The 24,378-nt window shown below is 53.3% G+C and carries 39 protein-coding genes; 5 read left to right on the top strand and 34 right to left on the bottom strand.

Going from position 1 to position 24,378, the window contains the following annotated elements; translation table 11 throughout:
- Window positions 1–6: 6 nt before the first annotated feature.
- The 19 genes from rplR to CWM53_RS31570 form a co-directional block, all read right to left on the bottom strand.
- Window positions 7–360: a 50S ribosomal protein L18 gene (gene rplR, locus CWM53_RS30195; RefSeq protein WP_006817270.1), complete on the bottom strand. Its 354-nt coding sequence runs from the start codon at window positions 358–360 to the stop codon at window positions 7–9.
- A gap of 9 nt (window positions 361–369) precedes the next feature.
- A complete protein-coding gene (rplF, locus tag CWM53_RS30190) occupies window positions 370–903 on the bottom strand; it encodes a 50S ribosomal protein L6 (protein WP_008807049.1) in 534 nt (177 codons plus the stop codon).
- A 12-nt stretch (window positions 904–915) separates the two neighbouring features.
- The gene (gene rpsH, locus CWM53_RS30185; protein ID WP_008807048.1) at window positions 916–1,308 is read right to left on the bottom strand and encodes a 30S ribosomal protein S8; all 393 of its coding nucleotides are present in this window, start codon (window positions 1,306–1,308) and stop codon (window positions 916–918) included.
- Window positions 1,309–1,341: 33 nt separating this feature from the next.
- Window positions 1,342–1,647, bottom strand: coding sequence for a 30S ribosomal protein S14 (rpsN, locus tag CWM53_RS30180; protein WP_002919667.1), 306 nt, complete (start codon window positions 1,645–1,647; stop codon window positions 1,342–1,344).
- Window positions 1,648–1,661: 14 nt separating this feature from the next.
- Window positions 1,662–2,201 carry a 50S ribosomal protein L5 gene (gene rplE, locus CWM53_RS30175; RefSeq protein WP_003031123.1) on the bottom strand — a complete coding sequence of 180 codons (540 nt, stop codon included), beginning with the start codon at window positions 2,199–2,201 and terminating at the stop codon, window positions 1,662–1,664.
- A 14-nt stretch (window positions 2,202–2,215) separates the two neighbouring features.
- On the bottom strand, window positions 2,216–2,530 hold the full coding sequence (gene rplX, locus CWM53_RS30170) for a 50S ribosomal protein L24 (protein WP_003031122.1): 315 nt from the start codon (window positions 2,528–2,530) through the stop codon (window positions 2,216–2,218).
- Between the two features lie 10 nt (window positions 2,531–2,540).
- Entirely contained in the window at window positions 2,541–2,912 is a 372-nt protein-coding gene (gene rplN, locus CWM53_RS30165; RefSeq protein WP_002919748.1) for a 50S ribosomal protein L14, read from the bottom strand.
- A gap of 165 nt (window positions 2,913–3,077) precedes the next feature.
- On the bottom strand, window positions 3,078–3,332 hold the full coding sequence (gene rpsQ / locus CWM53_RS30160; protein WP_004106347.1) for a 30S ribosomal protein S17: 255 nt from the start codon (window positions 3,330–3,332) through the stop codon (window positions 3,078–3,080).
- On the bottom strand, window positions 3,332–3,523 hold the full coding sequence (gene rpmC / locus CWM53_RS30155; RefSeq protein ID WP_002919754.1) for a 50S ribosomal protein L29: 192 nt from the start codon (window positions 3,521–3,523) through the stop codon (window positions 3,332–3,334). Before rpmC ends, rpsQ begins: the two co-directional genes overlap by 1 nt.
- Complete coding sequence (gene rplP / locus CWM53_RS30150; RefSeq protein WP_002919759.1) at window positions 3,523–3,933, bottom strand: 50S ribosomal protein L16; 411 nt, start codon at window positions 3,931–3,933, stop codon at window positions 3,523–3,525. The genes rpmC and rplP overlap by 1 nt, the downstream gene beginning before the upstream one ends.
- A 12-nt stretch (window positions 3,934–3,945) precedes the next feature.
- Window positions 3,946–4,644, bottom strand: coding sequence for a 30S ribosomal protein S3 (rpsC, locus tag CWM53_RS30145; protein ID WP_002919766.1), 699 nt, complete (start codon window positions 4,642–4,644; stop codon window positions 3,946–3,948).
- A gap of 17 nt (window positions 4,645–4,661) precedes the next feature.
- Window positions 4,662–4,994, bottom strand: coding sequence for a 50S ribosomal protein L22 (gene rplV, locus CWM53_RS30140; RefSeq protein WP_002919773.1), 333 nt, complete (start codon window positions 4,992–4,994; stop codon window positions 4,662–4,664).
- A 14-nt stretch (window positions 4,995–5,008) separates the two neighbouring features.
- The gene (rpsS, locus tag CWM53_RS30135; protein WP_001138115.1) at window positions 5,009–5,287 is read right to left on the bottom strand and encodes a 30S ribosomal protein S19; all 279 of its coding nucleotides are present in this window, start codon (window positions 5,285–5,287) and stop codon (window positions 5,009–5,011) included.
- A 16-nt stretch (window positions 5,288–5,303) separates the two neighbouring features.
- Window positions 5,304–6,125: a 50S ribosomal protein L2 gene (rplB, locus tag CWM53_RS30130; RefSeq protein ID WP_002919786.1), complete on the bottom strand. Its 822-nt coding sequence runs from the start codon at window positions 6,123–6,125 to the stop codon at window positions 5,304–5,306.
- 17 nt (window positions 6,126–6,142) lie between these two features.
- Window positions 6,143–6,445 (bottom strand): 50S ribosomal protein L23, encoded by a 303-nt coding sequence (gene rplW, locus CWM53_RS30125; protein ID WP_000617546.1) that lies wholly within the window; start codon window positions 6,443–6,445, stop codon window positions 6,143–6,145.
- The gene (rplD, locus tag CWM53_RS30120) at window positions 6,442–7,047 is read right to left on the bottom strand and encodes a 50S ribosomal protein L4 (RefSeq protein WP_002919794.1); all 606 of its coding nucleotides are present in this window, start codon (window positions 7,045–7,047) and stop codon (window positions 6,442–6,444) included. The genes rplW and rplD overlap by 4 nt, the downstream gene beginning before the upstream one ends.
- A gap of 10 nt (window positions 7,048–7,057) precedes the next feature.
- Complete coding sequence (gene rplC / locus CWM53_RS30115; RefSeq protein ID WP_002919796.1) at window positions 7,058–7,687, bottom strand: 50S ribosomal protein L3; 630 nt, start codon at window positions 7,685–7,687, stop codon at window positions 7,058–7,060.
- Window positions 7,688–7,719: 32 nt separating this feature from the next.
- Complete coding sequence (rpsJ, locus tag CWM53_RS30110; protein WP_001181005.1) at window positions 7,720–8,031, bottom strand: 30S ribosomal protein S10; 312 nt, start codon at window positions 8,029–8,031, stop codon at window positions 7,720–7,722.
- A gap of 209 nt (window positions 8,032–8,240) precedes the next feature.
- Window positions 8,241–8,399 carry a hypothetical protein gene (locus CWM53_RS31570; RefSeq protein ID WP_165785156.1) on the bottom strand — a complete coding sequence of 53 codons (159 nt, stop codon included), beginning with the start codon at window positions 8,397–8,399 and terminating at the stop codon, window positions 8,241–8,243.
- 13 nt (window positions 8,400–8,412) lie between these two features.
- Between CWM53_RS31570 and CWM53_RS30105 the strand changes: the two genes are divergently transcribed.
- Window positions 8,413–8,898: a prepilin peptidase gene (locus CWM53_RS30105; RefSeq protein WP_074387081.1), complete on the top strand. Its 486-nt coding sequence runs from the start codon at window positions 8,413–8,415 to the stop codon at window positions 8,896–8,898.
- Here CWM53_RS30105 and bfr read toward each other — a convergent pair.
- The 11 genes from bfr to fkpA all read right to left on the bottom strand — a co-directional run bounded on the left by bfr (window position 8,882) and on the right by fkpA (window position 17,098).
- On the bottom strand, window positions 8,882–9,358 hold the full coding sequence (bfr, locus tag CWM53_RS30100) for a bacterioferritin (protein ID WP_004206792.1): 477 nt from the start codon (window positions 9,356–9,358) through the stop codon (window positions 8,882–8,884). The two genes, CWM53_RS30105 and bfr, sit on opposite strands and share 17 nt — an antisense overlap.
- Window positions 9,359–9,431: 73 nt before the next feature.
- Window positions 9,432–9,626 (bottom strand): bacterioferritin-associated ferredoxin, encoded by a 195-nt coding sequence (bfd, locus tag CWM53_RS30095; protein WP_004152415.1) that lies wholly within the window; start codon window positions 9,624–9,626, stop codon window positions 9,432–9,434.
- Window positions 9,627–9,805: 179 nt separating this feature from the next.
- Window positions 9,806–10,990, bottom strand: a complete 1,185-nt coding sequence (gene tuf, locus CWM53_RS30090; RefSeq protein ID WP_012540432.1) for an elongation factor Tu — start codon at window positions 10,988–10,990, stop codon at window positions 9,806–9,808.
- A gap of 69 nt (window positions 10,991–11,059) precedes the next feature.
- Window positions 11,060–13,174: an elongation factor G gene (gene fusA, locus CWM53_RS30085; protein ID WP_074387080.1), complete on the bottom strand. Its 2,115-nt coding sequence runs from the start codon at window positions 13,172–13,174 to the stop codon at window positions 11,060–11,062.
- A 96-nt stretch (window positions 13,175–13,270) separates the two neighbouring features.
- Window positions 13,271–13,741 carry a 30S ribosomal protein S7 gene (rpsG, locus tag CWM53_RS30080; RefSeq protein WP_008807044.1) on the bottom strand — a complete coding sequence of 157 codons (471 nt, stop codon included), beginning with the start codon at window positions 13,739–13,741 and terminating at the stop codon, window positions 13,271–13,273.
- Between the two features lie 96 nt (window positions 13,742–13,837).
- On the bottom strand, window positions 13,838–14,212 hold the full coding sequence (gene rpsL, locus CWM53_RS30075; RefSeq protein ID WP_002920115.1) for a 30S ribosomal protein S12: 375 nt from the start codon (window positions 14,210–14,212) through the stop codon (window positions 13,838–13,840).
- 124 nt (window positions 14,213–14,336) lie between these two features.
- Window positions 14,337–14,624 (bottom strand): sulfurtransferase complex subunit TusB, encoded by a 288-nt coding sequence (gene tusB, locus CWM53_RS30070; RefSeq protein ID WP_008807043.1) that lies wholly within the window; start codon window positions 14,622–14,624, stop codon window positions 14,337–14,339.
- A 7-nt stretch (window positions 14,625–14,631) separates the two neighbouring features.
- Window positions 14,632–14,991: a sulfurtransferase complex subunit TusC gene (gene tusC, locus CWM53_RS30065; protein ID WP_074387079.1), complete on the bottom strand. Its 360-nt coding sequence runs from the start codon at window positions 14,989–14,991 to the stop codon at window positions 14,632–14,634.
- The gene (tusD, locus tag CWM53_RS30060; protein ID WP_074387078.1) at window positions 14,991–15,377 is read right to left on the bottom strand and encodes a sulfurtransferase complex subunit TusD; all 387 of its coding nucleotides are present in this window, start codon (window positions 15,375–15,377) and stop codon (window positions 14,991–14,993) included. Before tusD ends, tusC begins: the two co-directional genes overlap by 1 nt.
- Window positions 15,377–16,099 carry a transcriptional regulator gene (locus CWM53_RS30055; RefSeq protein WP_002920130.1) on the bottom strand — a complete coding sequence of 241 codons (723 nt, stop codon included), beginning with the start codon at window positions 16,097–16,099 and terminating at the stop codon, window positions 15,377–15,379. The genes tusD and CWM53_RS30055 overlap by 1 nt, the downstream gene beginning before the upstream one ends.
- 168 nt (window positions 16,100–16,267) lie before the next feature.
- Window positions 16,268–17,098 carry an FKBP-type peptidyl-prolyl cis-trans isomerase gene (fkpA, locus tag CWM53_RS30045; protein ID WP_008807040.1) on the bottom strand — a complete coding sequence of 277 codons (831 nt, stop codon included), beginning with the start codon at window positions 17,096–17,098 and terminating at the stop codon, window positions 16,268–16,270.
- Between the two features lie 222 nt (window positions 17,099–17,320).
- Here fkpA and CWM53_RS30040 point away from each other — a divergent pair, with 222 nt between their 5' ends.
- Window positions 17,321–17,539, top strand: a complete 219-nt coding sequence (locus tag CWM53_RS30040) for a protein SlyX (RefSeq protein ID WP_002920136.1) — start codon at window positions 17,321–17,323, stop codon at window positions 17,537–17,539.
- A gap of 58 nt (window positions 17,540–17,597) precedes the next feature.
- Here the strand turns inward: CWM53_RS30040 and slyD are convergent, their stop codons facing one another.
- The 4 genes from slyD to kefG form a co-directional block, all read right to left on the bottom strand.
- Complete coding sequence (slyD, locus tag CWM53_RS30035) at window positions 17,598–18,188, bottom strand: peptidylprolyl isomerase (RefSeq protein WP_008807039.1); 591 nt, start codon at window positions 18,186–18,188, stop codon at window positions 17,598–17,600.
- Window positions 18,189–18,281: 93 nt separating this feature from the next.
- On the bottom strand, window positions 18,282–18,482 hold the full coding sequence (locus tag CWM53_RS30030; RefSeq protein ID WP_002920143.1) for a YheV family putative zinc ribbon protein: 201 nt from the start codon (window positions 18,480–18,482) through the stop codon (window positions 18,282–18,284).
- Between the two features lie 11 nt (window positions 18,483–18,493).
- A complete protein-coding gene (gene kefB, locus CWM53_RS30025; RefSeq protein ID WP_100631045.1) occupies window positions 18,494–20,299 on the bottom strand; it encodes a glutathione-regulated potassium-efflux system protein KefB in 1,806 nt (601 codons plus the stop codon).
- Window positions 20,286–20,849, bottom strand: a complete 564-nt coding sequence (kefG, locus tag CWM53_RS30020; protein ID WP_074387076.1) for a glutathione-regulated potassium-efflux system ancillary protein KefG — start codon at window positions 20,847–20,849, stop codon at window positions 20,286–20,288. Before kefG ends, kefB begins: the two co-directional genes overlap by 14 nt.
- Before the next feature lie 173 nt (window positions 20,850–21,022).
- Here kefG and CWM53_RS30010 point away from each other — a divergent pair, with 173 nt between their 5' ends.
- The 3 genes from CWM53_RS30010 (at window position 21,023) to CWM53_RS30000 (ending at window position 24,365) form a co-directional block, all read left to right on the top strand.
- Complete coding sequence (locus tag CWM53_RS30010; RefSeq protein ID WP_074387075.1) at window positions 21,023–22,927, top strand: ABC transporter ATP-binding protein; 1,905 nt, start codon at window positions 21,023–21,025, stop codon at window positions 22,925–22,927.
- 224 nt (window positions 22,928–23,151) lie between these two features.
- Complete coding sequence (locus CWM53_RS30005; RefSeq protein WP_072096663.1) at window positions 23,152–24,150, top strand: hydrolase; 999 nt, start codon at window positions 23,152–23,154, stop codon at window positions 24,148–24,150.
- Window positions 24,147–24,365 (top strand): YheU family protein, encoded by a 219-nt coding sequence (locus tag CWM53_RS30000; protein ID WP_100729738.1) that lies wholly within the window; start codon window positions 24,147–24,149, stop codon window positions 24,363–24,365. Before CWM53_RS30005 ends, CWM53_RS30000 begins: the two co-directional genes overlap by 4 nt.
- The last annotated feature ends 13 nt before the right edge of the window (window positions 24,366–24,378 follow it).

Genomic DNA, 24,378 nt, shown 5'->3' with positions numbered 1-24,378 from the left:
TCTACCTTAGAACTGAAGGCCAGCTTCACGGGCAGCATCTGCCAGTGCCTGGACACGACCATGATATTGGAACCCGGAACGGTCAAAGGAAACATCTTTGATGCCTTTTTCCAGAGCGCGTTCAGCAACAGCTTTACCCACAGCTGCGGCCGCGTCTTTGTTACCGGTGTACTTCAGTTGTTCAGAGATAGCTTTTTCTACAGTAGAAGCAGCTACCAGAACTTCAGAACCATTCGGAGCAATTACCTGTGCGTAAATATGACGCGGGGTACGATGTACCACCAGGCGAGTTGCACCCAGCTCCTGGAGCTTGCGGCGTGCGCGGGTCGCACGACGGATACGAGCAGATTTCTTATCCATAGTGTTACCTTACTTCTTCTTAGCCTCTTTGGTACGCACGACTTCGTCGGCGTAACGAACACCCTTGCCTTTATAAGGCTCAGGACGACGGTAGGCGCGCAGATCTGCTGCAACCTGGCCGATCACCTGCTTATCAGCGCCTTTCAGCACGATTTCAGTTTGAGTCGGACATTCTGCAGTGATACCGGCCGGCAGCTTGTGTTCAACAGGATGAGAGAAACCTAAAGCCAGGTTTACTACATCCCCTTTAACCGCTGCACGATAGCCTACACCAACCAGCTGAAGCTTTTTAGTGAAGCCTTCGGTAACACCGATAACCATTGAGTTCAGCAGGGCACGCGCGGTACCAGCCTGAGCCCATCCGTCTACGTAACCATCACGCGGACCGAAGGTCAGAGCATTATCTGCATGTTTAACTTCAACAGCATCGTTGAGAGTACGAGTCAGCTCGCCATTTTTACCTTTGATCGTAATAACCTGACCGTTGACTTTAACATCAACGCCGGCAGGAACAACGACCGGTGCTTTAGCAACACGAGACATTTTTTCCTCCGATTAGGCTACGTAGCAGATAATTTCGCCACCAAGACCAGCCTGGCGCGCTGCACGATCAGTCATAACACCTTTAGAGGTAGAAACAACTGCGATACCCAGACCCGCCATAACTTTCGGCAGCTCATCTTTACGTTTGTAGATGCGCAGACCTGGGCGGCTGACACGCTGAATGCTTTCTACAACAGCTTTACCCTGGAAATACTTAAGAGTCAGTTCCAGTTCCGGCTTGATGTCGCCTTCAACTTTAAAATCTTCAATAAAGCCTTCTTCCTTCAGCACGTTGGCAATTGCCACTTTCAGCTTGGAGGAAGGCATGGTGACCGCAGCTTTATTCGCGGCCTGACCGTTACGGATACGGGTCAGCATATCCGCGATCGGATCTTGCATGCTCATCTGTCTTTACTCCCGTGATTCAATTGGTGACAATTACCAGCTAGCCTTTTTCAGACCCGGGATTTCACCGCGCATAGCGGCTTCACGGACCTTAATACGGCTCAACCCGAACTTCCGCAGGAAACCATGCGGACGACCTGTTTGACGGCAGCGATTACGCTGACGAGACGGGCTGGAATCACGCGGCAGAGTCTGCAGCTTGAGAACAGCGTTCCAACGATCTTCGTCGGTTGCGTTCACATCAGAGATGATAGCTTTCAGTTCAGCGCGTTTAGCGAAGAATTTATCAGCTAAAGCCACGCGCTTTACTTCGCGTGCTTTCATTGATTGCTTAGCCATTAAGTAACCCTACCTTACTTGCGGAACGGGAAGTCAAAGGCAGCCAGCAGAGCGCGGCCTTCTTCATCAGATTTCGCAGTAGTGGTAATGGTAATATCCAAACCACGAACGCGGTCGACTTTATCGTAGTCGATTTCTGGGAAGATGATCTGCTCACGGACACCCATGCTGTAGTTACCACGACCGTCGAAAGACTTAGCGGACAAGCCACGGAAGTCACGGATACGCGGTACAGCAATAGTGATCAGGCGCTCAAAGAACTCCCACATGCGCTCGCCGCGCAGAGTTACTTTACAGCCGATCGGATAGCCCTGACGGATTTTGAAGCCTGCAACTGATTTGCGTGCTTTGGTGATCAGCGGTTTTTGACCGGAGATTGCTGTCAGGTCAGCTGCTGCGTTATCCAGCAGTTTCTTGTCAGCGATCGCTTCACCAACACCCATGTTCAGGGTGATCTTCTCGACCCGAGGGACTTGCATGACAGAATTGTAGTTAAACTCAGTCATGAGTTTAGCGACTACTTCGTCTTTGTAGTAATCATGCAGTTTCGCCATCGTACTACTCCAAATTACTTGATAGTTTCGCTGTTAGACTTGAAGAAACGGACTTTTTTGCCGTCTTCGAATCTAAAGCCTACACGGTCAGCCTTGCCGGTTGCCGCGTTGAAGATAGCAAGGTTAGAGATCTGAATAGCTGCTTCTTTCTCTACGATGCCGCCTGGTTGGTTCAGGGCCGGAACCGGCTTCTGATGTTTCTTAACCAGGTTGATACCTTCAACAATGACCTTGCCGGAAGACAGGACATTTTTTACTTTACCGCGTTTACCTTTATCTTTACCGGTTAACACGATAACTTCGTCATCACGACGGATTTTAGCTGCCATGATTCGCTCCTTAGAGTACTTCTGGTGCCAGAGAGATAATTTTCATGAACTTCTCGGTACGAAGTTCACGAGTTACCGGCCCAAAAATACGCGTACCGATAGGCTGCTCGCTGTTATTGTTAAGAATAACGCATGCATTACCATCGAAGCGAATGACAGAACCGTCCGGGCGACGAACACCCTTCTTGGTGCGCACCACTACCGCCTTCAGCACATCACCTTTTTTGACCTTACCACGCGGAATTGCTTCCTTGATGGTGATCTTGATGATGTCGCCTACGCCTGCGTAGCGACGGTGCGAGCCACCCAGAACCTTGATACACATTACGCGACGTGCACCGGAGTTGTCGGCGACGTTCAGCATAGTCTGTTCTTGGATCATTTTAGTGCTCCGCTAATGTCAACTACTACTGAGACCCGAAAATTAGGGTCGTTAAAAAGCCCCATATCGAGGGCGCGGCATTATAACACCACAAACCAGATATGGGTAGAAAAAATAAACGGCTCATCGCTGAGCCGTTTATCCGTATCGAGAATGCGTACTCTATTACAGAACCGCTTTCTCTACAACGCGAACCAGCGTCCAGGACTTAGTCTTGGACAGCGGACGGCATTCGCGGATTTCAACCACGTCACCGATACCGCATTCGTTGTTCTCGTCATGTACGTGCAGTTTGGTCGTACGTTTGATGAATTTGCCGTATACCGGGTGTTTCACCATACGTTCGATAGCAACAACAATGGATTTCTCCATTTTGTCGCTAACTACGCGACCTTGCAGAGTACGGATTTTATCGGTCATTACGCACCCGCCTTCTGAGTCAGTAAAGTCTTAACGCGTGCAACATCACGACGCACTTGCTTCAGCAGATGAGTCTGTTGCAGCTGGCCACTTGCAGCCTGCATACGCAGGTTGAACTGCTCACGCAGCAGGTTCAGCAGCTCAGCGTTCAGCTCTTCAACGCTTTTTTCACGCAGCTCTTTTGCTTTCATTACATCACCGTCTTAGTTACAAAGGTGGTTTTGATCGGCAGTTTCGCTGCTGCCAGGCCGAATGCTTCACGGGCCAGCTCTTCCGGTACGCCGTCCATTTCATACAGGACTTTACCCGGCTGAATCAAGGCAACCCAGTACTCCACGTTACCTTTACCTTTACCCATACGAACTTCCAGCGGCTTCTCGGTGATCGGTTTGTCCGGGAATACACGGATCCAGATCTTACCTTGACGCTTAACTGCACGGGTCATAGCACGACGTGCTGCTTCGATCTGACGGGCAGTCAGACGACCACGGCCAACAGCTTTCAGACCGAAAGTGCCGAAGCTAACATCCGTACCCTGCGCCAGACCACGGTTGCGGCCTTTGTGCACTTTACGGAATTTTGTACGCTTTGGTTGTAACATCAGCGACGCTCCTTATTTACGGCCTTTACGCTGCTGCTTTTTAGGTTGAGCAGCCGGTTCCGGTTGTTCAACAGCAGCCATACCACCCAGGATCTCACCTTTGAAGATCCATACCTTAACGCCGATTACACCGTAAGTGGTGTGCGCTTCAGAGGTGTTGTAGTCGATGTCAGCACGCAGAGTGTGCAGCGGTACGCGACCTTCACGGTACCATTCGGTACGTGCGATTTCCGCGCCGCCCAGACGGCCGCTAACTTCAACTTTGATACCTTTAGCGCCCAGACGCATTGCGTTCTGTACAGCACGCTTCATCGCACGACGGAACATAACGCGACGTTCCAGCTGAGAAGTGATGCTGTCAGCAACCAATTTAGCGTCCAGTTCAGGCTTACGAACTTCGGCAATATTGATCTGTGCAGGTACGCCAGCGATATCCGCTACGACCTTGCGCAGTTTTTCTACGTCTTCGCCTTTCTTACCGATAACGATACCCGGGCGAGCAGTGTGAATGGTCACACGGATGCTCTTAGCCGGACGCTCGATAACGATGCGAGATACAGACGCTTTAGCCAGTTCTTTTGTCAGGAACTGACGTACTTTAAAATCGCTGTCCAGGTTGTCAGCGAATTCTTTGGTGTTCGCGAACCAGGTAGAGTTCCATGGTTTGACAATACCCAGGCGAATACCATTAGGATGTACTTTCTGACCCATTGCTAGTCTCCAGAGTCTCAGCGATCGGACACAACCACAGTGATGTGGCTGGTGCGCTTCAGGATGCGATCTGCACGACCTTTAGCACGCGGCATAATGCGCTTCATGCTCGGGCCTTCGTCTACGAAAATTTTCGCAACTTTCAGATCATCAATGTCAGCGCCATCGTTGTGTTCAGCGTTAGCAATGGCAGATTCCAGTACCTTCTTGACCAGTACAGCAGCTTTTTTGTTGGTGTAGGTCAGAATATCCAGGGCCTGCGACACTTTCTTACCGCGAATCAGGTCAGCTACGAGGCGAACCTTCTGAGCAGAAGAACGAGCATGGCGATGTTGAGCTAAAGTTTCCATCTCTTCCTCCTACCTTATTTCTTCTTCGCTTTTTTATCAGCAGCGTGGCCGCGATAAGTACGAGTCGGTGCGAATTCACCCAGTTTGTGACCAACCATTTCGTCGGAAACAAAGACTGGAACGTGCTGACGACCATTATGGACAGCGATGGTCAAACCGATCATGTTAGGAAAGATCGTTGAACGACGGGACCAAGTGCGCAGGGGCTTCTTGTCTCCGCTTTCCACCGCTTTCTCTACCTTCTTCAGCAAGTGCAGGTCAATAAAAGGACCTTTCTTGAGAGAACGTGGCATGGCTTATCCTCTAAAATTATTTGCTACGGCGACGTACGATGAATTTATCAGTACGCTTGTTGCTGCGGGTCTTCTTACCTTTGGTCTGCAGGCCCCACGGGGATACCGGGTGCTTACCAAAGTTACGACCTTCACCACCACCATGTGGGTGGTCTACTGGGTTCATCGCAGTACCGCGAACGGTAGGACGAACACCACGCCAGCGTGCAGCACCTGCTTTACCCAGAACGCGCAGCATATGCTCAGCATTGCCAACTTCGCCCAGAGTAGCGCGGCAGTCTGCTTCGACTTTACGCATTTCACCAGAACGCAGACGCAGGGTGACATAAGCACCGTCGCGAGCAACGATCTGAACGTAAGTACCAGCGGAACGTGCCAGCTGACCGCCTTTACCTGGTTTCATTTCTACGTTATGAACGGTAGAACCAACCGGGATATTGCGCATCGGCAGGGTGTTGCCTGCTTTGATTGCAGCATCAACGCCAGACTGAATCTGGTCACCAGCTTTCAGGCCTTTCGGGGCCAGGATGTAACGGCGCTCGCCGTCTTTGTACAGAACCAGCGCGATGTTCGCGGAGCGGTTCGGATCGTACTCAAGACGTTCAACAACTGCCGGGATACCATCTTTGTTGCGTTTGAAGTCAACAATACGGTAAGCCTGCTTGTGGCCACCACCGATATGACGGGTGGTGATACGGCCATTGTTGTTACGACCACCGGATTTGCTGTTTTTTTCCAGCAACGGAGCAAAAGGTTTGCCCTTGTGCAGCTCTGGGTTAACCACTTTAACGACGTGGCGACGACCCGGAGATGTCGGTTTACATTTAACAACTGCCATTGTATTACTCCTCCGACTTACTCAGCGCCGCCAACGAAGTCCAGATTCTGGCCTTCTTTCAGGGTGACGTAAGCTTTTTTCCAGTCGCTACGACGACCGATACGCTGTCCGTGACGTTTAACTTTCCCTTTAACAACCAGGGTGTTAACGACTTCGACTTCGACTTCAAACAGTTTCTGCACAGCAGCTTTGATTTCTGCTTTGGTCGCGTCTTTAGCAACTTTGAGAACGATGGTGTTTGTTTTTTCCATCGCAGTAGACGCTTTTTCAGAAACGTGCGGTGCGCGCAGCACCTTCAGCAGACGTTCTTCACGAATCATGCCAGCATCTCCTCAACTTGCTTAACAGCATCAGCAGTCATTACGACTTTGTCGAAGGCGATCAGGCTAACCGGGTCGATACCGTTCGCATCACGTACGTCAACCTTGTGCAGGTTACGTGCGGCCAGGAACAGGTTCTCGTCCAGCTCACCGGTGATGATCAGCACATCTTCCAGAGCCATGTCTTTCAGTTTCTGTGCCAGCAGCTTAGTTTTCGGCGCTTCAACAGAGAACTTCTCGACAACGATCAGACGATCCTGACGTACCAGTTCGGACAGAATGCTTTTCAGCGCGCCGCGGTACATCTTCTTGTTAACTTTTTGACTGTGGTCCTGCGGACGAGCAGCGAAGGTCACGCCACCGGAACGCCAGATCGGGCTCTTGATAGAACCAGAACGCGCACGGCCGGTACCTTTCTGGCGCCACGGTTTTTTACCGGAGCCAGTGATTTCAGCACGAGTCTTCTGAGCACGAGTGCCCTGACGCGCACCAGCTGCATAAGCAACAACAACCTGGTGAACCAGCGCTTCGTTGAAATCACGACCGAAGGTAGTTTCGGAAACAGTCAGCGCGCTCTGCGCGTCTTTCAATACTAATTCCATTGCTATCTCCTCACGCCTTCACAGCTGGTTTAACGATCAGGTCGCTACCGGTAGCACCCGGGACAGCACCTTTAACCAGCAGCAGGTTGCGCTCAGCGTCAACACGTACTACGTCCAGGCTCTGAACGGTTACACGCTCATTACCCAGCTGACCTGCCATTTTCTTGCCTTTGAACACTTTGCCCGGAGTCTGGTTCTGACCGATAGAACCCGGAACGCGGTGAGACAAGGAGTTACCGTGAGTAGCGTCCTGGGTACGGAAGTTCCAGCGCTTAACGGTACCAGCAAAACCTTTACCTTTAGAGGTACCGGTTACGTCAACTTTTTTAACGTCAGCAAACAGTTCAACGCTAATGTTCTGACCTACGGTGAATTCTTCGCCGTCAGCAAGACGGAATTCCCACAGACCACGGCCAGCTTCAACGCCAGCTTTAGCGAAGTGACCCGCTTCCGGCTTGGTTACACGGTTAGCTTTTTTAGCACCGGTGGTAACCTGGATTGCGCGGTAGCCATCGTTAGCCAGGTCTTTAACCTGAGTAACGCGGTTTGCTTCAACTTCGATTACGGTTACTGGGATAGATACGCCATCTTCAGTGAAGATGCGGGTCATGCCCACTTTTTTACCGACTAAACCAATCATTGTTTCAACCTCTCAATCGCTCGATGACCTGATTAACCCAGGCTGATCTGCACGTCTACACCGGCAGCCAGATCCAGACGCATCAGAGCATCAACGGTTTTTTCAGTTGGCTCAACGATGTCAACCAGACGCTTGTGAGTGCGAATCTCGTACTGATCACGCGCGTCTTTGTTGACGTGCGGGGAGATCAGAACGGTAAAGCGCTCTTTGCGGGTCGGCAGCGGGATCGGACCACGGACTTGCGCACCAGTGCGCTTAGCAGTCTCGACGATTTCCGCGGTTGATTGATCGATCAGACGATGATCAAACGCTTTAAGGCGGATACGGATTCTTTGGTTCTGCATGAGACCAGAGCTCCAATTATTTTATAGACGAAATGATTACTCCTCATACCCATTACGATTGATGGGAGAGTGTAACCGTTCTTACATAGTCCCCCGATTGGGGACATTGTTTGATAGCAAAAAGCACTATCAGGGTTCATATCGAACCGGCTGTCAACTTTGACAGGCCCGCGCATTATACGCAAATTCTGGCACGACGCAAGCGCTGTTTAGAAAATCATCACCGAGATTTGCGCGTCTTCGCGATAGTGCGCTGTGCAAGCGCCGTAACGCTGCCAATAAATCCGCAAAGCGCCATCCACTCTTGAAAATTGCATTTTGCCCTGCGCCGAGCCGATAAGCATAGTGAAGCCATATTCATTGCTCATCGCGGGGTAACCTATGCTCGCCGCCCTCCCCTTCTTACTCTGTTATAGCGGATTGACGCTAGTATTATGCCAGCAGGACCTGCGTCACGGTTTGCTGCCAGACCGCTTCACCTGCCCCCTACTGTGGAGCGGCTTGCTTTTTTATCTCTGTCTGGCGCCGCATCAGCTCAACGAGGCTGTCTGGGGAGCTATAGCTGGCTATCTCTCGTTTGCCGCCCTTTATTGGCTATACCGCAGGGTCCGTGGATATGAAGGATTAGGCTATGGCGATATAAAATATCTCGCCGCCCTCGGGGCCTGGCATGGCTGGCGAATGCTGCCGCAGCTGGTGCTGGTAGCGTCATTGCTCGCCGGCATAACGTGGGTGGTATTGGGTCTGTCCCCCAGGTGCGGCGGCAACAGAAAATGGGAAAAGGACAACCCGCTGCCATTTGGGCCATTTCTGACGGCAGCAGGTTTCTGGTGCGGGTGGCAAACGCTGATTAGTCTGACACTTTGATCTGCGACTGCAGGTAATTCTGCAGGCCAATTTTGCCAATCAGATCGAGTTCGGTTTCCAGCCAGTCGATATGGCCTTCTTCATCCGCCAGGATCTCAATCATCATATCGCGGCTGACATAGTCATGTACGCTGTCGGCATAGGCGATCGCTTCACGCAGGTTTTGCGCGCCTTCCAGCTCCAGGCGTAAATCTGACTGCAGCATCTCTTCCACATCTTCACCGATGCCAAGTTTGCCGAGATCCTGCAGATTAGGAATGCCTTCGAGGAAAAGAATACGCTCGATGTACTTATCGGCGTGCTTCATTTCATCAATTGATTCGTGGTACTCAATATCGTTGAGGCGCATCAGACCCCAGTTTTTGAACATTCTCGCATGGAGAAAGTACTGATTGATTGCGACCAGCTCATTTCCCAATAATTTATTGAGATAACTTATGATTTTGACATCACCTTTCATTATATAGTCCCTCCGCTTCCACTTATTGAAGCGTAGTCCGGCCTATAGGGATGTCAAAAGAGAAGCGCGGACTTCAGGCGATTTCTTTGAATTCCGGCATGGTGGTTAATTCATCTTCCATCACTTCACGTGCAGCTCGAACACACTTACCGCATTGATTTCCAACGGGAACAAACTTACGTAATTGCTGAAAAGATTGCGGTTGAAACTGGCGAACAACCTGGCGAATTTTTTTATCGCTAACGCCATTGCACAAACAAACGTACATATAAACTCCCGTTCAATTTATGCACAAATATTAAATGAGAATAGTTATGATTACAATAGACCATTTGCGCATTATCCGCCGCAGCGCACGTTATGAATAGTGTGTTGTACACGTTATTTCGCGGAACTGCGCACAGCAAAAAGGGCGCCGAAGCGCCCTTTTTATTCGAAGCTAACGAATTAGCCCAGAACTTTAGCTACAACGCCCGCGCCAACGGTACGGCCGCCTTCACGGATTGCGAAACGCAGACCGTCGTCCATCGCGATCGGGTGGATCAGGGTAACAACCATTTTGATGTTGTCGCCCGGCATAACCATCTCTACGCCTTCCGGCAGTTCGATGGTGCCAGTCACGTCAGTAGTACGGAAGTAGAACTGCGGACGGTAGCCTTTGAAGAACGGAGTATGACGGCCGCCTTCGTCTTTGGACAGGATGTACACTTCAGATTCGAACTTGGTGTGCGGCTTGATGCTGCCCGGCTTAGCCAGTACCTGACCACGTTCGATTTCTTCACGTTTGATACCACGCAGCAGAACACCAACGTTCTCACCAGCACGGCCTTCGTCCAGCAGTTTGCGGAACATTTCAACGCCAGTACAGGTGGTTTTCGCGGTGTCTTTGATACCAACGATTTCAACTTCTTCACCGACTTTGATGATACCGCGCTCTACACGACCGGTAACAACGGTACCACGACCGGAGATGGAGAATACGTCTTCGATCGGCAGCAGGAACGGCTTGTCAATCGCACGCTCTGGTTCCGGGATATAGGTATCCAGGTGGCCAGCCAGTTCGATGATTTTCGCTTCCCACTCTGCGTCGCCTTCCAGCGCTTTCAGAGCAGAACCACGAACGATCGGGGTGTCGTCGCCCGGGAAATCGTACTGAGACAGCAGTTCACGAACTTCCATCTCAACCAGTTCCAGCAGCTCTTCGTCATCAACCATGTCGCATTTGTTCAGGAACACGATGATGTACGGAACGCCTACCTGACGACCCAGCAGGATGTGCTCACGAGTCTGCGGCATCGGGCCGTCAGTCGCAGCAACAACCAGGATCGCGCCGTCCATCTGCGCAGCACCGGTGATCATGTTTTTAACATAGTCGGCGTGGCCCGGGCAGTCTACGTGCGCGTAGTGGCGAGTCGGGGTGTCATATTCAACGTGAGAAGTGTTGATGGTGATACCACGAGCTTTTTCTTCCGGCGCGTTATCGATCTGGTCGAATGCACGAGCAGAACCACCGTAGGTTTTAGCCAGAACGGTAGTGATGGCAGCAGTCAGGGTAGTTTTACCATGGTCAACGTGGCCGATAGTACCAACGTTGACGTGCGGTTTTGTACGTTCAAATTTTTCTTTAGACACGGCTATATTCCTTACTATAGTGCTCTCCCCACCGGAGAGAGCACGGGACTTAGGTTTTAATCCTGTGGATTATTTACCACGGGCTTCAATAACGGCCTGAGCAACGTTGTTCGGCGCATCATCATACTTCAGGAATTCCATGGTGTATGATGCACGACCTTTGGTCAGAGAACGCAGCTGAGTTGCATAACCGAACATTTCGGACAGCGGTACTTCAGCGTGGATCTTAACGCCGGTTACTTCGGATTCCTGACCGCGCAGCATACCGCGACGACGGCTCAAGTCACCGATAACATCACCCGTGTTCTCTTCCGGAGTTTCTACTTCAACCTTCATGATCGGCTCAAGCAGAACTGGTTTTGCTTTCTTAAAGCCTTCTTTAAAGGCAATAGACGCAGCCAGTTTAAACGCCAGCTCAGAGGAGTCAACGTCGTGGTAAGAACCGAAGTGCAGACGGATACCCATATCAACTACCGGGTAACCTGCCAGCGGACCAGCTTTCAGCTGTTCCTGGATGCCTTTATCAACGGCCGGGATGTATTCGCCAGGAATTACACCACCTTTGATGTCGTTGATGAACTCGTAACCTTTCGGGTTAGAGCCCGGCTCCAGCGGGTACATGTCGATCACAACGTGACCGTACTGACCACGACCACCAGACTGCTTGGCGTGTTTACCTTCGATATCGGTAACTTTCGCGCGAATCGCTTCACGGTAAGCAACCTGAGGTTTACCGACGTTCGCTTCAACGTTGAATTCACGCTTCATACGGTCAACGATGATGTCGAGGTGCAGCTCACCCATACCGGCGATGATGGTCTGGTTAGACTCTTCGTCAGTCCATACGCGGAATGACGGGTCTTCTTTAGCCAGACGACCCAGAGCCAGACCCATTTTTTCCTGGTCAGCTTTGGTTTTCGGCTCAACGGCGATGGAGATTACCGGCTCAGGGAATTCCATACGCTCCAGAATGATCGGCGCATCCGGGTCACACAGGGTGTCACCAGTGGTTACGTCTTTCAGACCGATAGCAGCAGCGATGTCGCCCGCGCGAACTTCTTTGATCTCTTCACGTTTGTTAGCGTGCATCTGTACGATACGACCGAAACGCTCACGTGCAGCTTTCACGGAGTTCAGTACGGTATCACCAGAGTTAACCACACCGGAGTACACACGGAAGAAGGTCAGGTTACCAACAAACGGGTCGGTAGCGATTTTGAACGCCAGTGCAGAGAACGGCTCTTCGTCGCTTGCGTGACGCTCAGCCGGGGTATCTTTACCGTCGTCCAGAATACCGTTGATTGCCGGAACATCAACCGGGGATGGCAGGTAATCAATTACCGCATCCAGCATCGCCTGAACACCTTTGTTCTTGAACGCAGAACCGCAGGTTACCAGGATGATTTCGTTGTTCAGAACGCGCTGACGCAGAGCTTTTTTGATCTCTTCTTCAGTCAGTTCTTCACCACCCAGGTATTTTTCCATCAGCTCTTCGGAAGCTTCCGCAGCGGACTCGATCAGGTTCTGGTGCCATTCGTCAGCCAGGTCCTGCATTTCAGCCGGGATATCTTCGTATTCGAAGGTAACGCCCTGGTCGGCATCGTTCCAGTTGATGGCTTTCATTTTCACCAGGTCAACAACACCGGTGAAACCTTCTTCAGCACCAATCGCCAGCTGCAGCGGAACCGGGTTCGCGCCCAGACGGGATTTGATCTGACCAACAACTTTCAGGAAGTTCGCACCCATGCGGTCCATTTTGTTAACGAACGCAATGCGCGGAACTTTATATTTGTTTGCCTGACGCCATACGGTTTCAGACTGCGGCTGAACACCACCAACTGCGCAGTAAACCATTACCGCACCATCAAGAACACGCATGGAACGTTCTACTTCGATAGTGAAGTCAACGTGCCCCGGGGTGTCGATGATGTTTACACGGTGCGGTTCATACTGCTTAGCCATACCAGACCAGAATGCAGTAGTCGCAGCGGAAGTGATGGTGATACCACGTTCCTGCTCCTGCTCCATCCAGTCCATGGTAGCGGCGCCGTCATGAACTTCACCGATTTTGTGGTTTACACCGGTGTAGAACAGAATACGTTCGGTAGTAGTGGTTTTACCGGCGTCGATGTGCGCACTGATACCGATGTTACGGTAGCGTGCGATGGGTGTTGTACGAGCCATTTGATTCCTCGTTTATTTCTTTAGGCGTTCAGTTAAGTTATCCAGAGCGGGCGACTCATCTGAAGCGCCCGCCTGGTGACTATGACTCCGAAGGGATTACCAACGGTAGTGTGCGAACGCCTTGTTGGCTTCGGCCATACGGTGAACGTCTTCACGTTTCTTAACTGCAGTACCTTTGTTGTCTGCAGCATCAGTGAGTTCGTTCGCCAGGCGCAGAGCCATGGATTTATCACCGCGTTTACGAGCAGCTTCAACGATCCAACGCATTGCCAGAGCATTACGACGAACCGGACGAACTTCAACTGGAACCTGATAAGTAGAACCACCAACGCGGCGAGACTTAACTTCTACAGTCGGGCGCACGTTGTCGAGAGCGACTTCGAAAGCTTCCAGTTCATTTTTACCAGAGCGCTGAGCCAGGGTCTCCAGCGCGCTGTATACGATTGCTTCTGCAGTAGATTTTTTACCATCTACCATCAGGATATTGACAAATTTAGCCAGCAGTTCTGATCCGAACTTCGGATCCGGCAGAATTTTACGCTGACCAATGACGCGACGACGTGGCATGGAAATACTCCGTTGTTAATTCAGGATTGTCCAAAACTCTAAGAGTTTAGTATGACATTAAGGTAAATCAGTTTGGCCTTACTTAACGGAGAACCATTAAGCCTTAGGACGCTTCACGCCGTACTTGGAGCGAGCCTGCTTACGGTCTTTAACGCCGGAGCAGTCAAGCGCACCACGAACGGTGTGGTAACGAACACCCGGAAGGTCTTTAACACGACCGCCACGGATCAGGATCACGGAGTGCTCCTGCAGGTTGTGACCTTCACCACCGATGTAGGAGGTGACTTCGAAACCGTTAGTCAGACGCACACGGCAAACTTTACGCAGTGCGGAGTTCGGTTTCTTAGGAGTGGTGGTATATACGCGAGTACATACGCCACGTTTCTGCGGGCAGGCTTCCAGCGCAGGCACGTTGCTCTTTGCAACTTTGCGTGCGCGTGGTTTGCGTACCAGCTGGTTAATTGTTGCCATTAAATAGCTCCTGGTTTTAGCTTTTGCTTCGTAAACACGTAATAAATCGCCTCATATAATATGAGGACGCAGAATTTTAGGGCGGTGCCGAAAAGGTGTCAAGAAATATACAACGATCCCGCCATCACCAGGCCAACTGACCGGCATGTTTTACCGTGAGTCTGACGAAATCAGTATAGCTAACCCTACCGACACTGTCCGCAATTTGACCAGCCAACCCGCGGGCGTCAACGTCGTCTTGCAGCACATAGAGGGTTATGGGGGCGGATTGCAGGATCTCAAGGAAGCGACCGCCGGCGATGGCCGCCGTGACGCCATCAGACAGCAATAACAGATCGTCGCCGTGATCCATCACGCGAAGCATTGCTGCGATATCGGCATGCCAGGGAGAAACACTGAGCGTATGGAGCATGGGGACCTCAGAAACGCAAAATCACATCAAATTCATGCAGACGGGCGCGCAGGGTATCCGGCGCCAGGCATTCGACATCCACCGCCCACGGAGTAGCGGGGTCCAGACCGCGCTCCCGCGCGGAGTCGGCACACAGCCAGCACTGATCGATGTCATACAGTGACAGCAGTTTAAAGGTGGCTATGTAGTCGCGAGCCAGCACTGCACCCGGCCGTTGATCGGGCAGCAGTTGAAAAACGCCGTCGCCGACAAAAAATACGCCAATCTCGTCGGTAAGCGCGGAGGTGGCGAGTAACGCATCGAGGCCTTCCCTGCCGGCGGCGCTACCGTGCGGCGCGGAGGAAAAAACAAAAGCTACACGTTTCATCAGAACTGTACCATCCGATCGCAAGTGAGCGCGGCTTCCGCCAGCGCACCGAGCCCGCTAAGCGTGAAACCCGGCTGCAAATTGTGGCTGGCCAGCGCGAGCTGTTGCGCTTCACGTTCGTCCGTTACGCCTCGACGTAAGGCAGCCGCCACACAGATGTGCAATGCCACACCTTGTTCATCGTGCAGTGACTGCCATGCGCGCACCAGATCGAACTCATCGCTGGCGGGCGCCGTCAGCTGATTAGCGTTGAGTACGCCTTCGCGATAGAAAAAAACACATGCCAGTTCATGACCTTCCTGCAAAACGGCCTGGGCAAACTGCCAGGCGCTGCTTGCCTGCTGCGTCCCATAGGCAGGGCCAGTCACCGTAATGGCAAAACGCATTACTTATCCAGCCCCTGGAAATCGCCGCTCTTGAACTGGCGGATATAGAGGTAGACGGTGTGCTTGGAGATGTTCAGACGATCGGCCACCTGGTTAATGGCGTCTTTGATATCGAAGATCCCTTTTTCATAGAGATTCAGCACGATTTGGCGGTTTTTCGCATTATTAGACACGCTGCGATCGGCATTCACCTCTTCAATGGTGAATTCCAGCGTCTGCGCGACCAGATCGTCAACCGAGGAAGCAAAGTTCACCGGTGAGTTGACCTCCGGCGTTTCTGGCGGAATAAAGGTGCTCATGATCTGGGAAAACGGAACATCCAGATTCATGTTGATGCACAGCAGACCAATCACCCGATGATCGCGGTTGCGAATGGCAATCGTCACCGACTTCATCAGTACGCCGCTTTTGGCGCGGGTGAAGTAGCATTTGGAAACGCTGCTATCGGCGCCAGTCATATCGTGCAGCATGCGCAGCGCAAGATCGGTAATCGGTGAACCGATTTGGCGGCCGGTATGTTCACCATTGGCGATACGAATGGCAGAGCATTTAAGATCCTGCAAAGAATGCAGCACGATTTCACAGTGCGAACCGATGAGCATCGCCAACCCGTCCACCACCGCTTCATAAGATTTAAGAATATCGAAATCGGTCTGGTCAAAGGGACGTTGATCCAGCAGGTCAAGCTCGCTGGTTTCGTTGGTTAAAAGCGACCTGGACATGAAAAAAAGCACTCCTTTTCAGGAGCCTGTCGTTATTGTCAGGGCAGGCTCATCATCATTATTAAGCTATCTAAAGTAATACAGCGCCTGAGGATCTTTCCAGTTTTAATTATATCTGCGCTCAATAAAAAAGCCGCCGCCTCTGACGAGACGGCGGCCTGAACTCGATTACTTCTTAGCGTCAGCGTTCGCGTCTGCGGCTTTCGCTTCGCCAGCGGCTTCCGGCTGTGCATCTGCCTTCGGCGCCGGTTTGATATCCAGCAGTTCTACGTCAAAGACCAGCGTAGAGTTGGCCGGGATCCCCGGAACGCCGGTTTTGCCGTACGCCAGATCCGGTGGAATGACCAGCTTGATTTTACCGCCTTTCTTGATGTTCTTCAGGCCTTCCGTCCAGCCCGGGATCACGCCGTCCAGGCGGAAAGAGAGCGGCTCACCACGGGTATAAGAGTTATCAAACTCTTTACCATCGATCAGGGTGCCTTTGTAGTTAACGACCACAGTGTCGCTGTCTTTCGGCGCATCACCAGTGCCTTCTTTCTCGACTTTATACAGCAGGCCAGTTTTCGAGGTTTTCACGCCCTTCTCTTTAGCAAAGCTATCGCGGAAGGTTTTGCCTTTGGCTTCGTTCTCAGTTGCGTCTTTTTCCATTTTCTGCTGAGCCGCGGTCTTCACGCGCGTTTCAAAGGCCTGCAGAGTCTGTTCGATCTCCTGGTCGGACAGCTTGCTCTTGTCGGCAAACGCGTCCTGTACGCCGGCGATCAGCTGGGCTTTGTCCAGCTTGATGCCCAGCTTTTCTTGTTCTTTCAGGGAATTTTCCATGTAACGCCCCAGGGACGCGCCCAGCGCATAGGCGGATTTCTGATCGTCATTTTTAAATGCCGATTTACTCTCAGCCGCTGGGGCTGCCTTCGCCGCCGTATCTGCAGCAAAGGTCAGCGGTGCATTCAGGGCGACGGCCATTGTGGTCGCCAGCAGCGTTACTTTAAACAGTGATTTCATCCATTTCTCCAGGGCCGGGGCCTCTCACCCCAGGGTTATCGTAAAAAGCAAAAAACGTACTATAGAACGTTGCCGTTAAAATCTACATACGGACGTTCCTGAATATCGCCTCTTTTAGGACTATTTTTGTATGAATAAGTTTCCTGTCAGACGCAGCGATGCTGCGCGAAAAGAGAAACTTAAGTAGAATCCGCTCGCAGGATCAGACTAAAGAGGTTACCCATGCACGATAGCACATTAGAAACGCGCCTTGCAGAGCTGGAAAGCCGGCTGGCGTTTCAGGAAATCACCATCGAAGACCTCAATAAAACCGTGACCGCCCACGAGATAGAGATGGCGAAGATGCGGGAGCATATGCGTCTGATGATCGAGAAACTGAAGGCGACCCAACCGTCCCATATCGCCTCTCAGGCAGAAGAGACGCCGCCGCCGCATTATTGAGACGTAAAAAAAGCGGGTTTCCCCGCTTTTTTTGGCTATCCGCGCGAACGCGACGCCATTAGTGGCAACCGCAACCACCGTTACCGCAACCACCTTTGCCGTGTTCATGGTCGTGACCATGATCGTGGCCGTGGCCGCCGCAGCAACCGTCATGACCGTGGTCATGATCGTGATCGTGGCCATGAGCGCCATGCACGTGACCATGCTCCAGCTCTTCAGCCGTTGCTTCACGGATAGCGACAACTTCCACATTGAACTTCAGGTTCTGGCCAGCCAGCATGTGGTTGCCATCAACCACAACGTGGTCGTCTTCAACTTCAGTGATTTCTACCGGTACTGGACCCTGATCGGTCTCCGCCAGGAAGCGCATGCCAACCTGCAGTTCATCAACGCCCATAAAGACGTCTTTCGGTACACGCTGCACCAGGTTTTCGTCATACTGGCCGTAAGCGTCGTTAGCGCCGACAGCTACGTCAAATTTGTCGCCCACTTCGTGGCCATCCAGCGCGTTTTCCAGGCCGGAAATCAGGGAGCCGTGACCATGCAGGTAATCCAGCGGCGCGCTTACCGGAGACTCATCAACCAACACACCGTCTTCTGTACGTACCTGATAGGCCAGGCTGACCACCAGGTCTTTTGCTACTTTCATGATATCTCCTGAGATGGGAAGAATAGTGGCGCAGATTGTAGCGGAATTCTGCAGCCGTGTACCCTCTAGCTTAAAAAAAGCCGACGGATAACGCTAGTCGGGATGAAAAATGCCAATCACCTGCTCCTCTTTGCGTACATGCTCGCGGGCCTCTTTATCCGCCTCACGCATTTGGTGACCACACTTAACGCATTCAACGACATCAACATTATTCTCACGCCACATCGCCAGCGAATCCTGCGCCTGGCACGCCGGACATTTAGCCCCGGCAATAAAACGTTTACGTACTGCCATATGATTTACCTTTATTCAAACTCGTCCCAGCCGTCCAGCTGCCGGCTTTCTTTCTGCATTTCACGCTGAAAAATCTCTTCCAGTTCGCGTCGGGCTTCCCGCACGCGAGATATCTGTACCGTATCAGTATGCACCGGCATTAACTCACGCAGCATTCGCATATCGAGCCGTCGGAAGTGCAGCTGCGCGCGCTGCGCCTGGTGAGGATGCATGCCCAGGGTGATAAGCGCTTTCCGCCCCAGCTCCAGCGCGCTGGAGAAGGTTTCACGAGAAAACTGCGTCACGCCGGCCTGCAGCAGCTCATGCGCCTCAACGCGGCCGCGTGCGCGGGCCAGAATATGCAGATGTGGAAAGTGTTGTTGACACATTTCCACCAGCCGCATGGTGTCTTCCGGCTCATTACAGGTGATGACGATCGACTGCGCCTCTTCCGCACCTGCCGAGCGCAGCAGCTCCAGCTGGGTGGCATCGCCAAAATAGACTTTATAGCCATAGTTGCGCATCAGATTCACCGCGCTGATGTCCCGCTCCAGCACCGTAATACGCATCTTATTGGCCATCAGCAGGCGGCCGATGACCTGACCAAAGCGACCAAACCCGACAATAATCACCTGCGGCTTGTCATCCTCCACCCACGGCGCCTCATCGGTATCGTCCGCTGGATTCAGCCGTCGCGACAATAGCCTATCGATCCCCTTCATCAGCAGCGGCGTCGTCATCATCGACAACGTCACCGCCACCAACAGCAGCGCCATCTGGTCATGCTGGAACAACCGCTGAGAGGCGGGCAACGAAAAGAGGACAAAGGCGAACTCGCCGCCCTGGCTTAATACGCCCGCGAACTGCATCCGCTCTGAACTTCGCAGGCCATAGAGGCGGGCCAGGAGATAGAGCACCAGCATTTTTACCGCCACCAGCACCGCCACGCTCACCGCCACCCACAGCAGATGGGTGTACAGCACGCCAAGGTTCAACGCCATGCCGACGGAGATAAAGAACAGCCCGAGCAGCAGCCCCTTGAACGGATCGATAGCGATTTCCAGTTCGTGGCGATACTCGCTTTCCGCCAGCAGCACGCCGGCAATAAAGGTACCCAGCGCCATCGACAGCCCCAGCGCCTCCATAAACAGCGCAGACCCAAGAACCAGCAGCAGCGTGGCGGCAGTAAACACTTCCCTGACCCCCGAGCTGGCGATAAAGCGGAACACCGGCCGCAGCAGATAACGTCCGCCAATCAGCATCCCGGCAAAGGCCAGGACCTTCATGCCGACCGTCAGCCAGTTAACATGCTCCTCCGCTGAACCGGCCAGCAGGGGCACCAGCGCCAGCGCCGGGATCACTGCCAGATCCTGAAACAGCAGCACCGAAAAGCCTAATTGCCCCGACTCACTACGGCTCATTCCCTTCTCACGCATCAGCTGCAGCGCCATGGCGGTGGAAGACATCGCCAGGCCGATCCCGCCGACCACCGCCGCCTGCCATGAAAACCCGGTCGTCATCAGCAGACCGCCGAGGATCGCCGCGCTGAGCATCACCTGCGCCGCGCCAACGCCGAAGATGGAGCTCCGCAGCCGCCATAACTTGGCCGGATTAAGCTCCAGGCCGATGATAAACATCAGAAACACTACGCCGAGCTCAGAGAAATGGAGAATCTCATCCACATCGCTGATAAACCCAAGTCCCCACGGACCAATCGCAATCCCGGCCAGCAGATAGCCCAGCACCGCGCCAATACCCAGTCTTGAGGCCAGAGGGACGGCAATAACGGCGGCGAACAAAAACAGAACGCCCGCCAGCAGCAAATCAGATCCCGCCATGTATACCTCCGGCGGCGATGGGGTTGGCCAGCCAGTCCCGGTAGGCCCGGGCGCGGCTACGCAGCTCCTCTGGCTGTTGCCGCCGGGCCCAGTAGACAATAATGGGACTCATCCAGTGCATACGGCACATGCCGGCGGTCAGTTCAAAAGGACGTAAAATTTCGTTCATCGGATAGCGATTGGCATCGCGACGGTAGGCGCTCTCAGGTTCGCCGGTGGTGATCACACTACGCCAGTACTTTCCCGCCAGCTCGTTCCCTCCGGCACCGCTGGCGAAGCCGCGGCTCAACACACGATCCAGCCACTCCTTGAGCAGCGCCGGACAGCTCCAGGTATATAAAGGATGCTGGAAAACAATCACCTCATGCTGGCGCAGCAGGTCCTGTTCATGAGCGATATCGATAAAAAAATCCGGATAGTGCGCGTAAAGATCGTGCACGGTGACGTTCGGCAACTGTAAGGCCGGCTCTAATAAAACCCGGTTGGCCACGGAATCATGAGATTCTGGGTGGGCATACAGCAGCAACACTTTCGCTGTCTGAGACATCATTCCCCTCCCGTAGGTCTTCTGGCGGCCTGCGCAGCCCCGGCGTTCTGACACCGCCAGAATGACTTTGTGTATCGTCTTCGTTTTGGGCTACCATGGCGGCCCGGTGAAGCGATTCGCTTCCACACTACATTATCATAATGACAAATTAACATAGTCTGAACATACGGCGCCTTATGATTGTTTTCTCCTCGTTACAAATTCGTCGCGGCGTACGCGTCCTGCTGGACAACGCCACCGCTACCATCAACCCAGGTCAGAAGGTCGGACTGGTGGGGAAAAACGGCTGCGGGAAATCGACGCTGCTATCGCTTTTGAAAAACGAGATAAGCGCTGACGGCGGCAGTATGACCTTTCCAGGCAGCTGGCAGCTGGCATGGGTGAATCAGGAAACCCCGGCGCTGCCTCAGCCGGCTATCGATTATGTTATTGATGGCGATCGAGAATACCGCCAGCTGGAAGCCGCGCTCCAGCAGGCTAATGAGCGCAACGACGGCCATGCCATCGCCACGGTCCACGGCAAGCTGGACGCCATCGACGCCTGGACTATCCGTTCGCGCGCTGCCAGCCTGCTGCACGGTCTGGGATTCAGCAACGAACAGCTGGAGCGGCCGGTCAGCGATTTTTCCGGCGGCTGGCGTATGCGCCTTAACCTCGCCCAGGCGCTGATTTGCCGTTCTGATCTGCTGCTGCTCGATGAACCGACTAACCACCTCGACCTCGATGCCGTCATCTGGCTCGAAAAATGGCTTAAGGGTTACACGGGTACGCTGATCCTGATCTCACACGATCGCGATTTTCTCGATCCTATCGTCGACAAAATTATCCATATCGAACAGCAGACGATGTTTGAGTACACCGGTAACTACAGCTCGTTCGAAGTGCAGCGCGCTACCCGACTTTCTCAGCAGCAGGCGATGTACGAAAGCCAACAGCAACGCGTTGCGCATCTGCAAAGCTATATCGATCGCTTCCGCGCCAAAGCCACCAAGGCCAAGCAGGCGCAAAGCCGTATCAAAATGCTGGAGCGGATGGAGCTTATCGCCCCGGCGCACGTGGATAACCCGTTCCACTTCAGCTTCCGCCAGCCGGAGAGTCTGCCTAACCCGCTGCTAAAGATGGAGAAAGTCAGCGCCGGTTACGGCGAGCGTATTATCCTCGACTCCATCAAGCTCAATCTGGTGCCGGGCTCGCGCATCGGCCTGCTGGGCCGCAACGGCGCCGGGAAGTCGACGCTGATTAAGCTGCTGGCGGGCGAACTCCAGCCGGTGAGCGGCGAGATCGGCCTCGCAAAAGGTATCAAACTCGGCTACTTCGCCCAGCATCAGCTTGAGTTCCTGCGTGCCGATGAATCACCGATACAGCATCTGGCGCGCCTGGCGCCACAGGAGCTGGAACAAAAGCTGCGTGATTATCTGGGCGGCTTTGGTTTCCAGGGCGATAAAGTCAGCGAAGAGACCCGCCGCTTCTCCGGTGGAGAAAAAGCGCGTCTGGTACTGGCCCTGATCGTCTGGCAGCGCCCTAACCTGCTGCTGCTCGATGAACCGACCAACCACCTTGACCTCGATATGCGTCAGGCCTTAACCGAAGCGCTGATCGACTTTGAGGGGGCGCTGGTTGTCGTGTCGCACGATCGTCACCTGATCCGCTCCACCACCGACGATCTGTACCTCGTCCATGACGGTAAAGTTGAGCCGTTCGACGGCGATCTGGAAGATTATCAGCAGTGGCTCAGCGACTCGCAAAAACAGGAATCCCAGAGCGGCGAGGCGCCAAAAGAGAGCGGCAACAGCGCGCAGGCACGCAAGGACCAGAAGCGTCGGGAAGCGGAACTGCGCAGCCAGACCCAACCGCTGCGCAAAGAGATCGCCCGTCTGGAAAAAGAGATGGACAAGCTCAACGCGCAGTTGGCCAGTGCGGAAGAAAAACTTGGCGACAGTGAGCTTTATGACGCCTCACGCAAAGCCGAGCTGACCGAATGCCTGCAGCAGCAGGCCAGTGCGAAGTCCGGGCTGGAGGAGTGCGAAATGGCCTGGCTGGAGGCCCAGGAGCAGCTGGAGCAGATGCTTCAGGAAGGCTAATATGACTTCCTCATCCTGCCTGCACGTACGATGCCGCTGGCAGGGTGGGTTTCTGCCCTCTCCATGGCCTGCCATCAGTGACATCAATGATTTGTTTTTGCTGTAACCTCGAGTCACTGGTCACAAGACCACATATTGGCTAACCCCTGTGCGCCCTGCGCGGTATAGTCATCATCACGTTTATTAATTGTTCTGGTGCTATGGTTGAAATCATCCCCACAGACATGACGCCCCCCGAAAACGATTCGCGTGAGTTCCATCCGATGCGCGGCGTGGGCAATCGTCATCTGCAAACCATGCTGCCGCGGCTGATCCGCCGTAAATTGCGCTTTACCCCGCACTGGCAGCGCCTAGAGCTGCCGGACGGCGATTTTGTCGATCTGGCCTGGAGCGAAGATCCGCATCAGGCGCGCCATAAGCCGCGCCTTGTCGTCTTTCATGGTCTGGAAGGAAGCCTGCACAGCCCATATGCCCATGGTCTGATCCACGCGGCGATGCAGCGCGGCTGGCTGGGCGTGGTTATGCATTTCCGCGGCTGCAGCGGCGAACCTAACCGCAATCACCGCATCTATCACTCCGGCGAAACGGAAGATGGCACCTGGTTTCTGCACTGGCTACAGCGAGAGTTTGGCCCCGCGCCGACTGCGGCCGTCGGCTATTCACTGGGCGGCAATATGCTGGGCTGCCTGCTGGCAGAAGAAGGCGACCGCTGCCCGCTGGATGCGGCGGTGATCGTCTCCGCGCCTTTCATGCTCGAAGCCTGCAGCTATCATATGGATAAGGGCTTCTCGCGGGTTTATCAGCGCTATCTGCTCAATCTGTTAAAAGCCAATGCCTCACGCAAGCTGAAAGCGTATCCGGGCTCACTGCCTGTCGATTTACGCCAGCTCAAAGGGATGCGCCGCATCCGGGAATTTGACGATATGATCACCGCCAAAATCCATGGCTTCGCCGATGCGCTGGATTATTACCGGCAATGCAGCGCCATGCCGCGGCTCAGCGATATCACTAAGCCGACGCTCATCATTCACGCGAAAGACGATCCATTTATGGATCACCACTCCATACCACCGCAGGAGCAACTGCCGGCGAACGTTGAGTATCAATTAACCGAGCAAGGCGGTCACGTTGGTTTCGTCGGCGGCACCCTGCGTAAGCCGGAGATGTGGCTGGAACGACGCATCCCGGACTGGCTAAACCGTTGGCTGGAGGTCCCCGTATGATTATTCCCTGGCAGGATCTGGATCCCGAAACGCTGGATAACCTGATTGAAAGCTTTGTGTTACGTGAAGGCACCGATTATGGTGAATATGAACGTTCACTTGCCGATAAAGTCGCCGATGTTAAACAGCAGCTGAAACGCGGAGAGGCGGTCCTCGTGTGGTCTGAACTGCATGAGACGGTCAATATTATGCCGCGCGGCCTGTTTAACGGCTAAGGCGACGCCACTA

The sequence above is a fragment of the Klebsiella sp. A-Nf5 genome, from assembly GCF_002810545.1.
Taxonomy (GTDB): Bacteria; Pseudomonadota; Gammaproteobacteria; order Enterobacterales; family Enterobacteriaceae; genus Klebsiella; species Klebsiella variicola.
The sequence above is the reverse complement of the archived record's forward strand: the minus strand, read 5'-3'. Positions and strand labels throughout refer to the sequence as shown.

Bases quoted from the DNA above. Each gene is read 5' to 3' on its own strand.
- CWM53_RS31570 (WP_165785156.1), bottom strand. From the start codon at position 8,399: ATGAGCAATGAATATGGCTTCACTATGCTTATCGGCTCGGCGCAGGGC.
- rpsJ (WP_001181005.1), bottom strand. From the start codon at position 8,031: ATGCAGAACCAAAGAATCCGTATCCGCCTTAAAGCGTTTGATCATCGT.
- CWM53_RS30000 (WP_100729738.1), top strand. From the start codon at position 24,147: ATGATTATTCCCTGGCAGGATCTGGATCCCGAAACGCTGGATAACCTG.
- rplV (WP_002919773.1), bottom strand. From the start codon at position 4,994: ATGGAAACTTTAGCTCAACATCGCCATGCTCGTTCTTCTGCTCAGAAG.
- CWM53_RS30030 (WP_002920143.1), bottom strand. From the start codon at position 18,482: ATGGCAGTACGTAAACGTTTTATTGCCGGGGCTAAATGTCCGGCGTGC.
- tusD (WP_074387078.1), bottom strand. From the start codon at position 15,377: ATGCGTTTTGCCATTACGGTGACTGGCCCTGCCTATGGGACGCAGCAG.
- rpsL (WP_002920115.1), bottom strand. From the start codon at position 14,212: ATGGCAACAATTAACCAGCTGGTACGCAAACCACGCGCACGCAAAGTT.
- CWM53_RS30005 (WP_072096663.1), top strand. From the start codon at position 23,152: ATGACGCCCCCCGAAAACGATTCGCGTGAGTTCCATCCGATGCGCGGC.
- rpsG (WP_008807044.1), bottom strand. From the start codon at position 13,741: ATGCCACGTCGTCGCGTCATTGGTCAGCGTAAAATTCTGCCGGATCCG.
- kefB (WP_100631045.1), bottom strand. From the start codon at position 20,299: ATGGCGGGATCTGATTTGCTGCTGGCGGGCGTTCTGTTTTTGTTCGCC.
- rplW (WP_000617546.1), bottom strand. From the start codon at position 6,445: ATGATTCGTGAAGAACGTCTGCTGAAGGTGCTGCGCGCACCGCACGTT.
- rpsC (WP_002919766.1), bottom strand. From the start codon at position 4,644: ATGGGTCAGAAAGTACATCCTAATGGTATTCGCCTGGGTATTGTCAAA.
- rpsN (WP_002919667.1), bottom strand. From the start codon at position 1,647: ATGGCTAAGCAATCAATGAAAGCACGCGAAGTAAAGCGCGTGGCTTTA.
- rplE (WP_003031123.1), bottom strand. From the start codon at position 2,201: ATGGCGAAACTGCATGATTACTACAAAGACGAAGTAGTCGCTAAACTC.
- CWM53_RS30055 (WP_002920130.1), bottom strand. From the start codon at position 16,099: ATGTCCAGGTCGCTTTTAACCAACGAAACCAGCGAGCTTGACCTGCTG.
- CWM53_RS30105 (WP_074387081.1), top strand. From the start codon at position 8,413: ATGCTCGCCGCCCTCCCCTTCTTACTCTGTTATAGCGGATTGACGCTA.
- rpmC (WP_002919754.1), bottom strand. From the start codon at position 3,523: ATGAAAGCAAAAGAGCTGCGTGAAAAAAGCGTTGAAGAGCTGAACGCT.
- rplF (WP_008807049.1), bottom strand. From the start codon at position 903: ATGTCTCGTGTTGCTAAAGCACCGGTCGTTGTTCCTGCCGGCGTTGAT.
- rpsS (WP_001138115.1), bottom strand. From the start codon at position 5,287: ATGCCACGTTCTCTCAAGAAAGGTCCTTTTATTGACCTGCACTTGCTG.
- slyD (WP_008807039.1), bottom strand. From the start codon at position 18,188: ATGAAAGTAGCAAAAGACCTGGTGGTCAGCCTGGCCTATCAGGTACGT.
- rpsH (WP_008807048.1), bottom strand. From the start codon at position 1,308: ATGAGCATGCAAGATCCGATCGCGGATATGCTGACCCGTATCCGTAAC.
- rplN (WP_002919748.1), bottom strand. From the start codon at position 2,912: ATGATCCAAGAACAGACTATGCTGAACGTCGCCGACAACTCCGGTGCA.
- rplR (WP_006817270.1), bottom strand. From the start codon at position 360: ATGGATAAGAAATCTGCTCGTATCCGTCGTGCGACCCGCGCACGCCGC.
- tusB (WP_008807043.1), bottom strand. From the start codon at position 14,624: ATGCTCCATACGCTCAGTGTTTCTCCCTGGCATGCCGATATCGCAGCA.
- rpsQ (WP_004106347.1), bottom strand. From the start codon at position 3,332: ATGACCGATAAAATCCGTACTCTGCAAGGTCGCGTAGTTAGCGACAAA.
- rplP (WP_002919759.1), bottom strand. From the start codon at position 3,933: ATGTTACAACCAAAGCGTACAAAATTCCGTAAAGTGCACAAAGGCCGC.
- rplX (WP_003031122.1), bottom strand. From the start codon at position 2,530: ATGGCAGCTAAAATCCGTCGTGATGACGAAGTTATCGTGTTAACCGGT.
- tusC (WP_074387079.1), bottom strand. From the start codon at position 14,991: ATGAAACGTGTAGCTTTTGTTTTTTCCTCCGCGCCGCACGGTAGCGCC.
- bfr (WP_004206792.1), bottom strand. From the start codon at position 9,358: ATGAAAGGTGATGTCAAAATCATAAGTTATCTCAATAAATTATTGGGA.
- rplB (WP_002919786.1), bottom strand. From the start codon at position 6,125: ATGGCAGTTGTTAAATGTAAACCGACATCTCCGGGTCGTCGCCACGTC.
- CWM53_RS30010 (WP_074387075.1), top strand. From the start codon at position 21,023: ATGATTGTTTTCTCCTCGTTACAAATTCGTCGCGGCGTACGCGTCCTG.
- kefG (WP_074387076.1), bottom strand. From the start codon at position 20,849: ATGATGTCTCAGACAGCGAAAGTGTTGCTGCTGTATGCCCACCCAGAA.
- rplC (WP_002919796.1), bottom strand. From the start codon at position 7,687: ATGATTGGTTTAGTCGGTAAAAAAGTGGGCATGACCCGCATCTTCACT.
- CWM53_RS30040 (WP_002920136.1), top strand. From the start codon at position 17,321: ATGCACGATAGCACATTAGAAACGCGCCTTGCAGAGCTGGAAAGCCGG.
- bfd (WP_004152415.1), bottom strand. From the start codon at position 9,626: ATGTACGTTTGTTTGTGCAATGGCGTTAGCGATAAAAAAATTCGCCAG.
- fkpA (WP_008807040.1), bottom strand. From the start codon at position 17,098: ATGAAATCACTGTTTAAAGTAACGCTGCTGGCGACCACAATGGCCGTC.
- fusA (WP_074387080.1), bottom strand. From the start codon at position 13,174: ATGGCTCGTACAACACCCATCGCACGCTACCGTAACATCGGTATCAGT.
- rplD (WP_002919794.1), bottom strand. From the start codon at position 7,047: ATGGAATTAGTATTGAAAGACGCGCAGAGCGCGCTGACTGTTTCCGAA.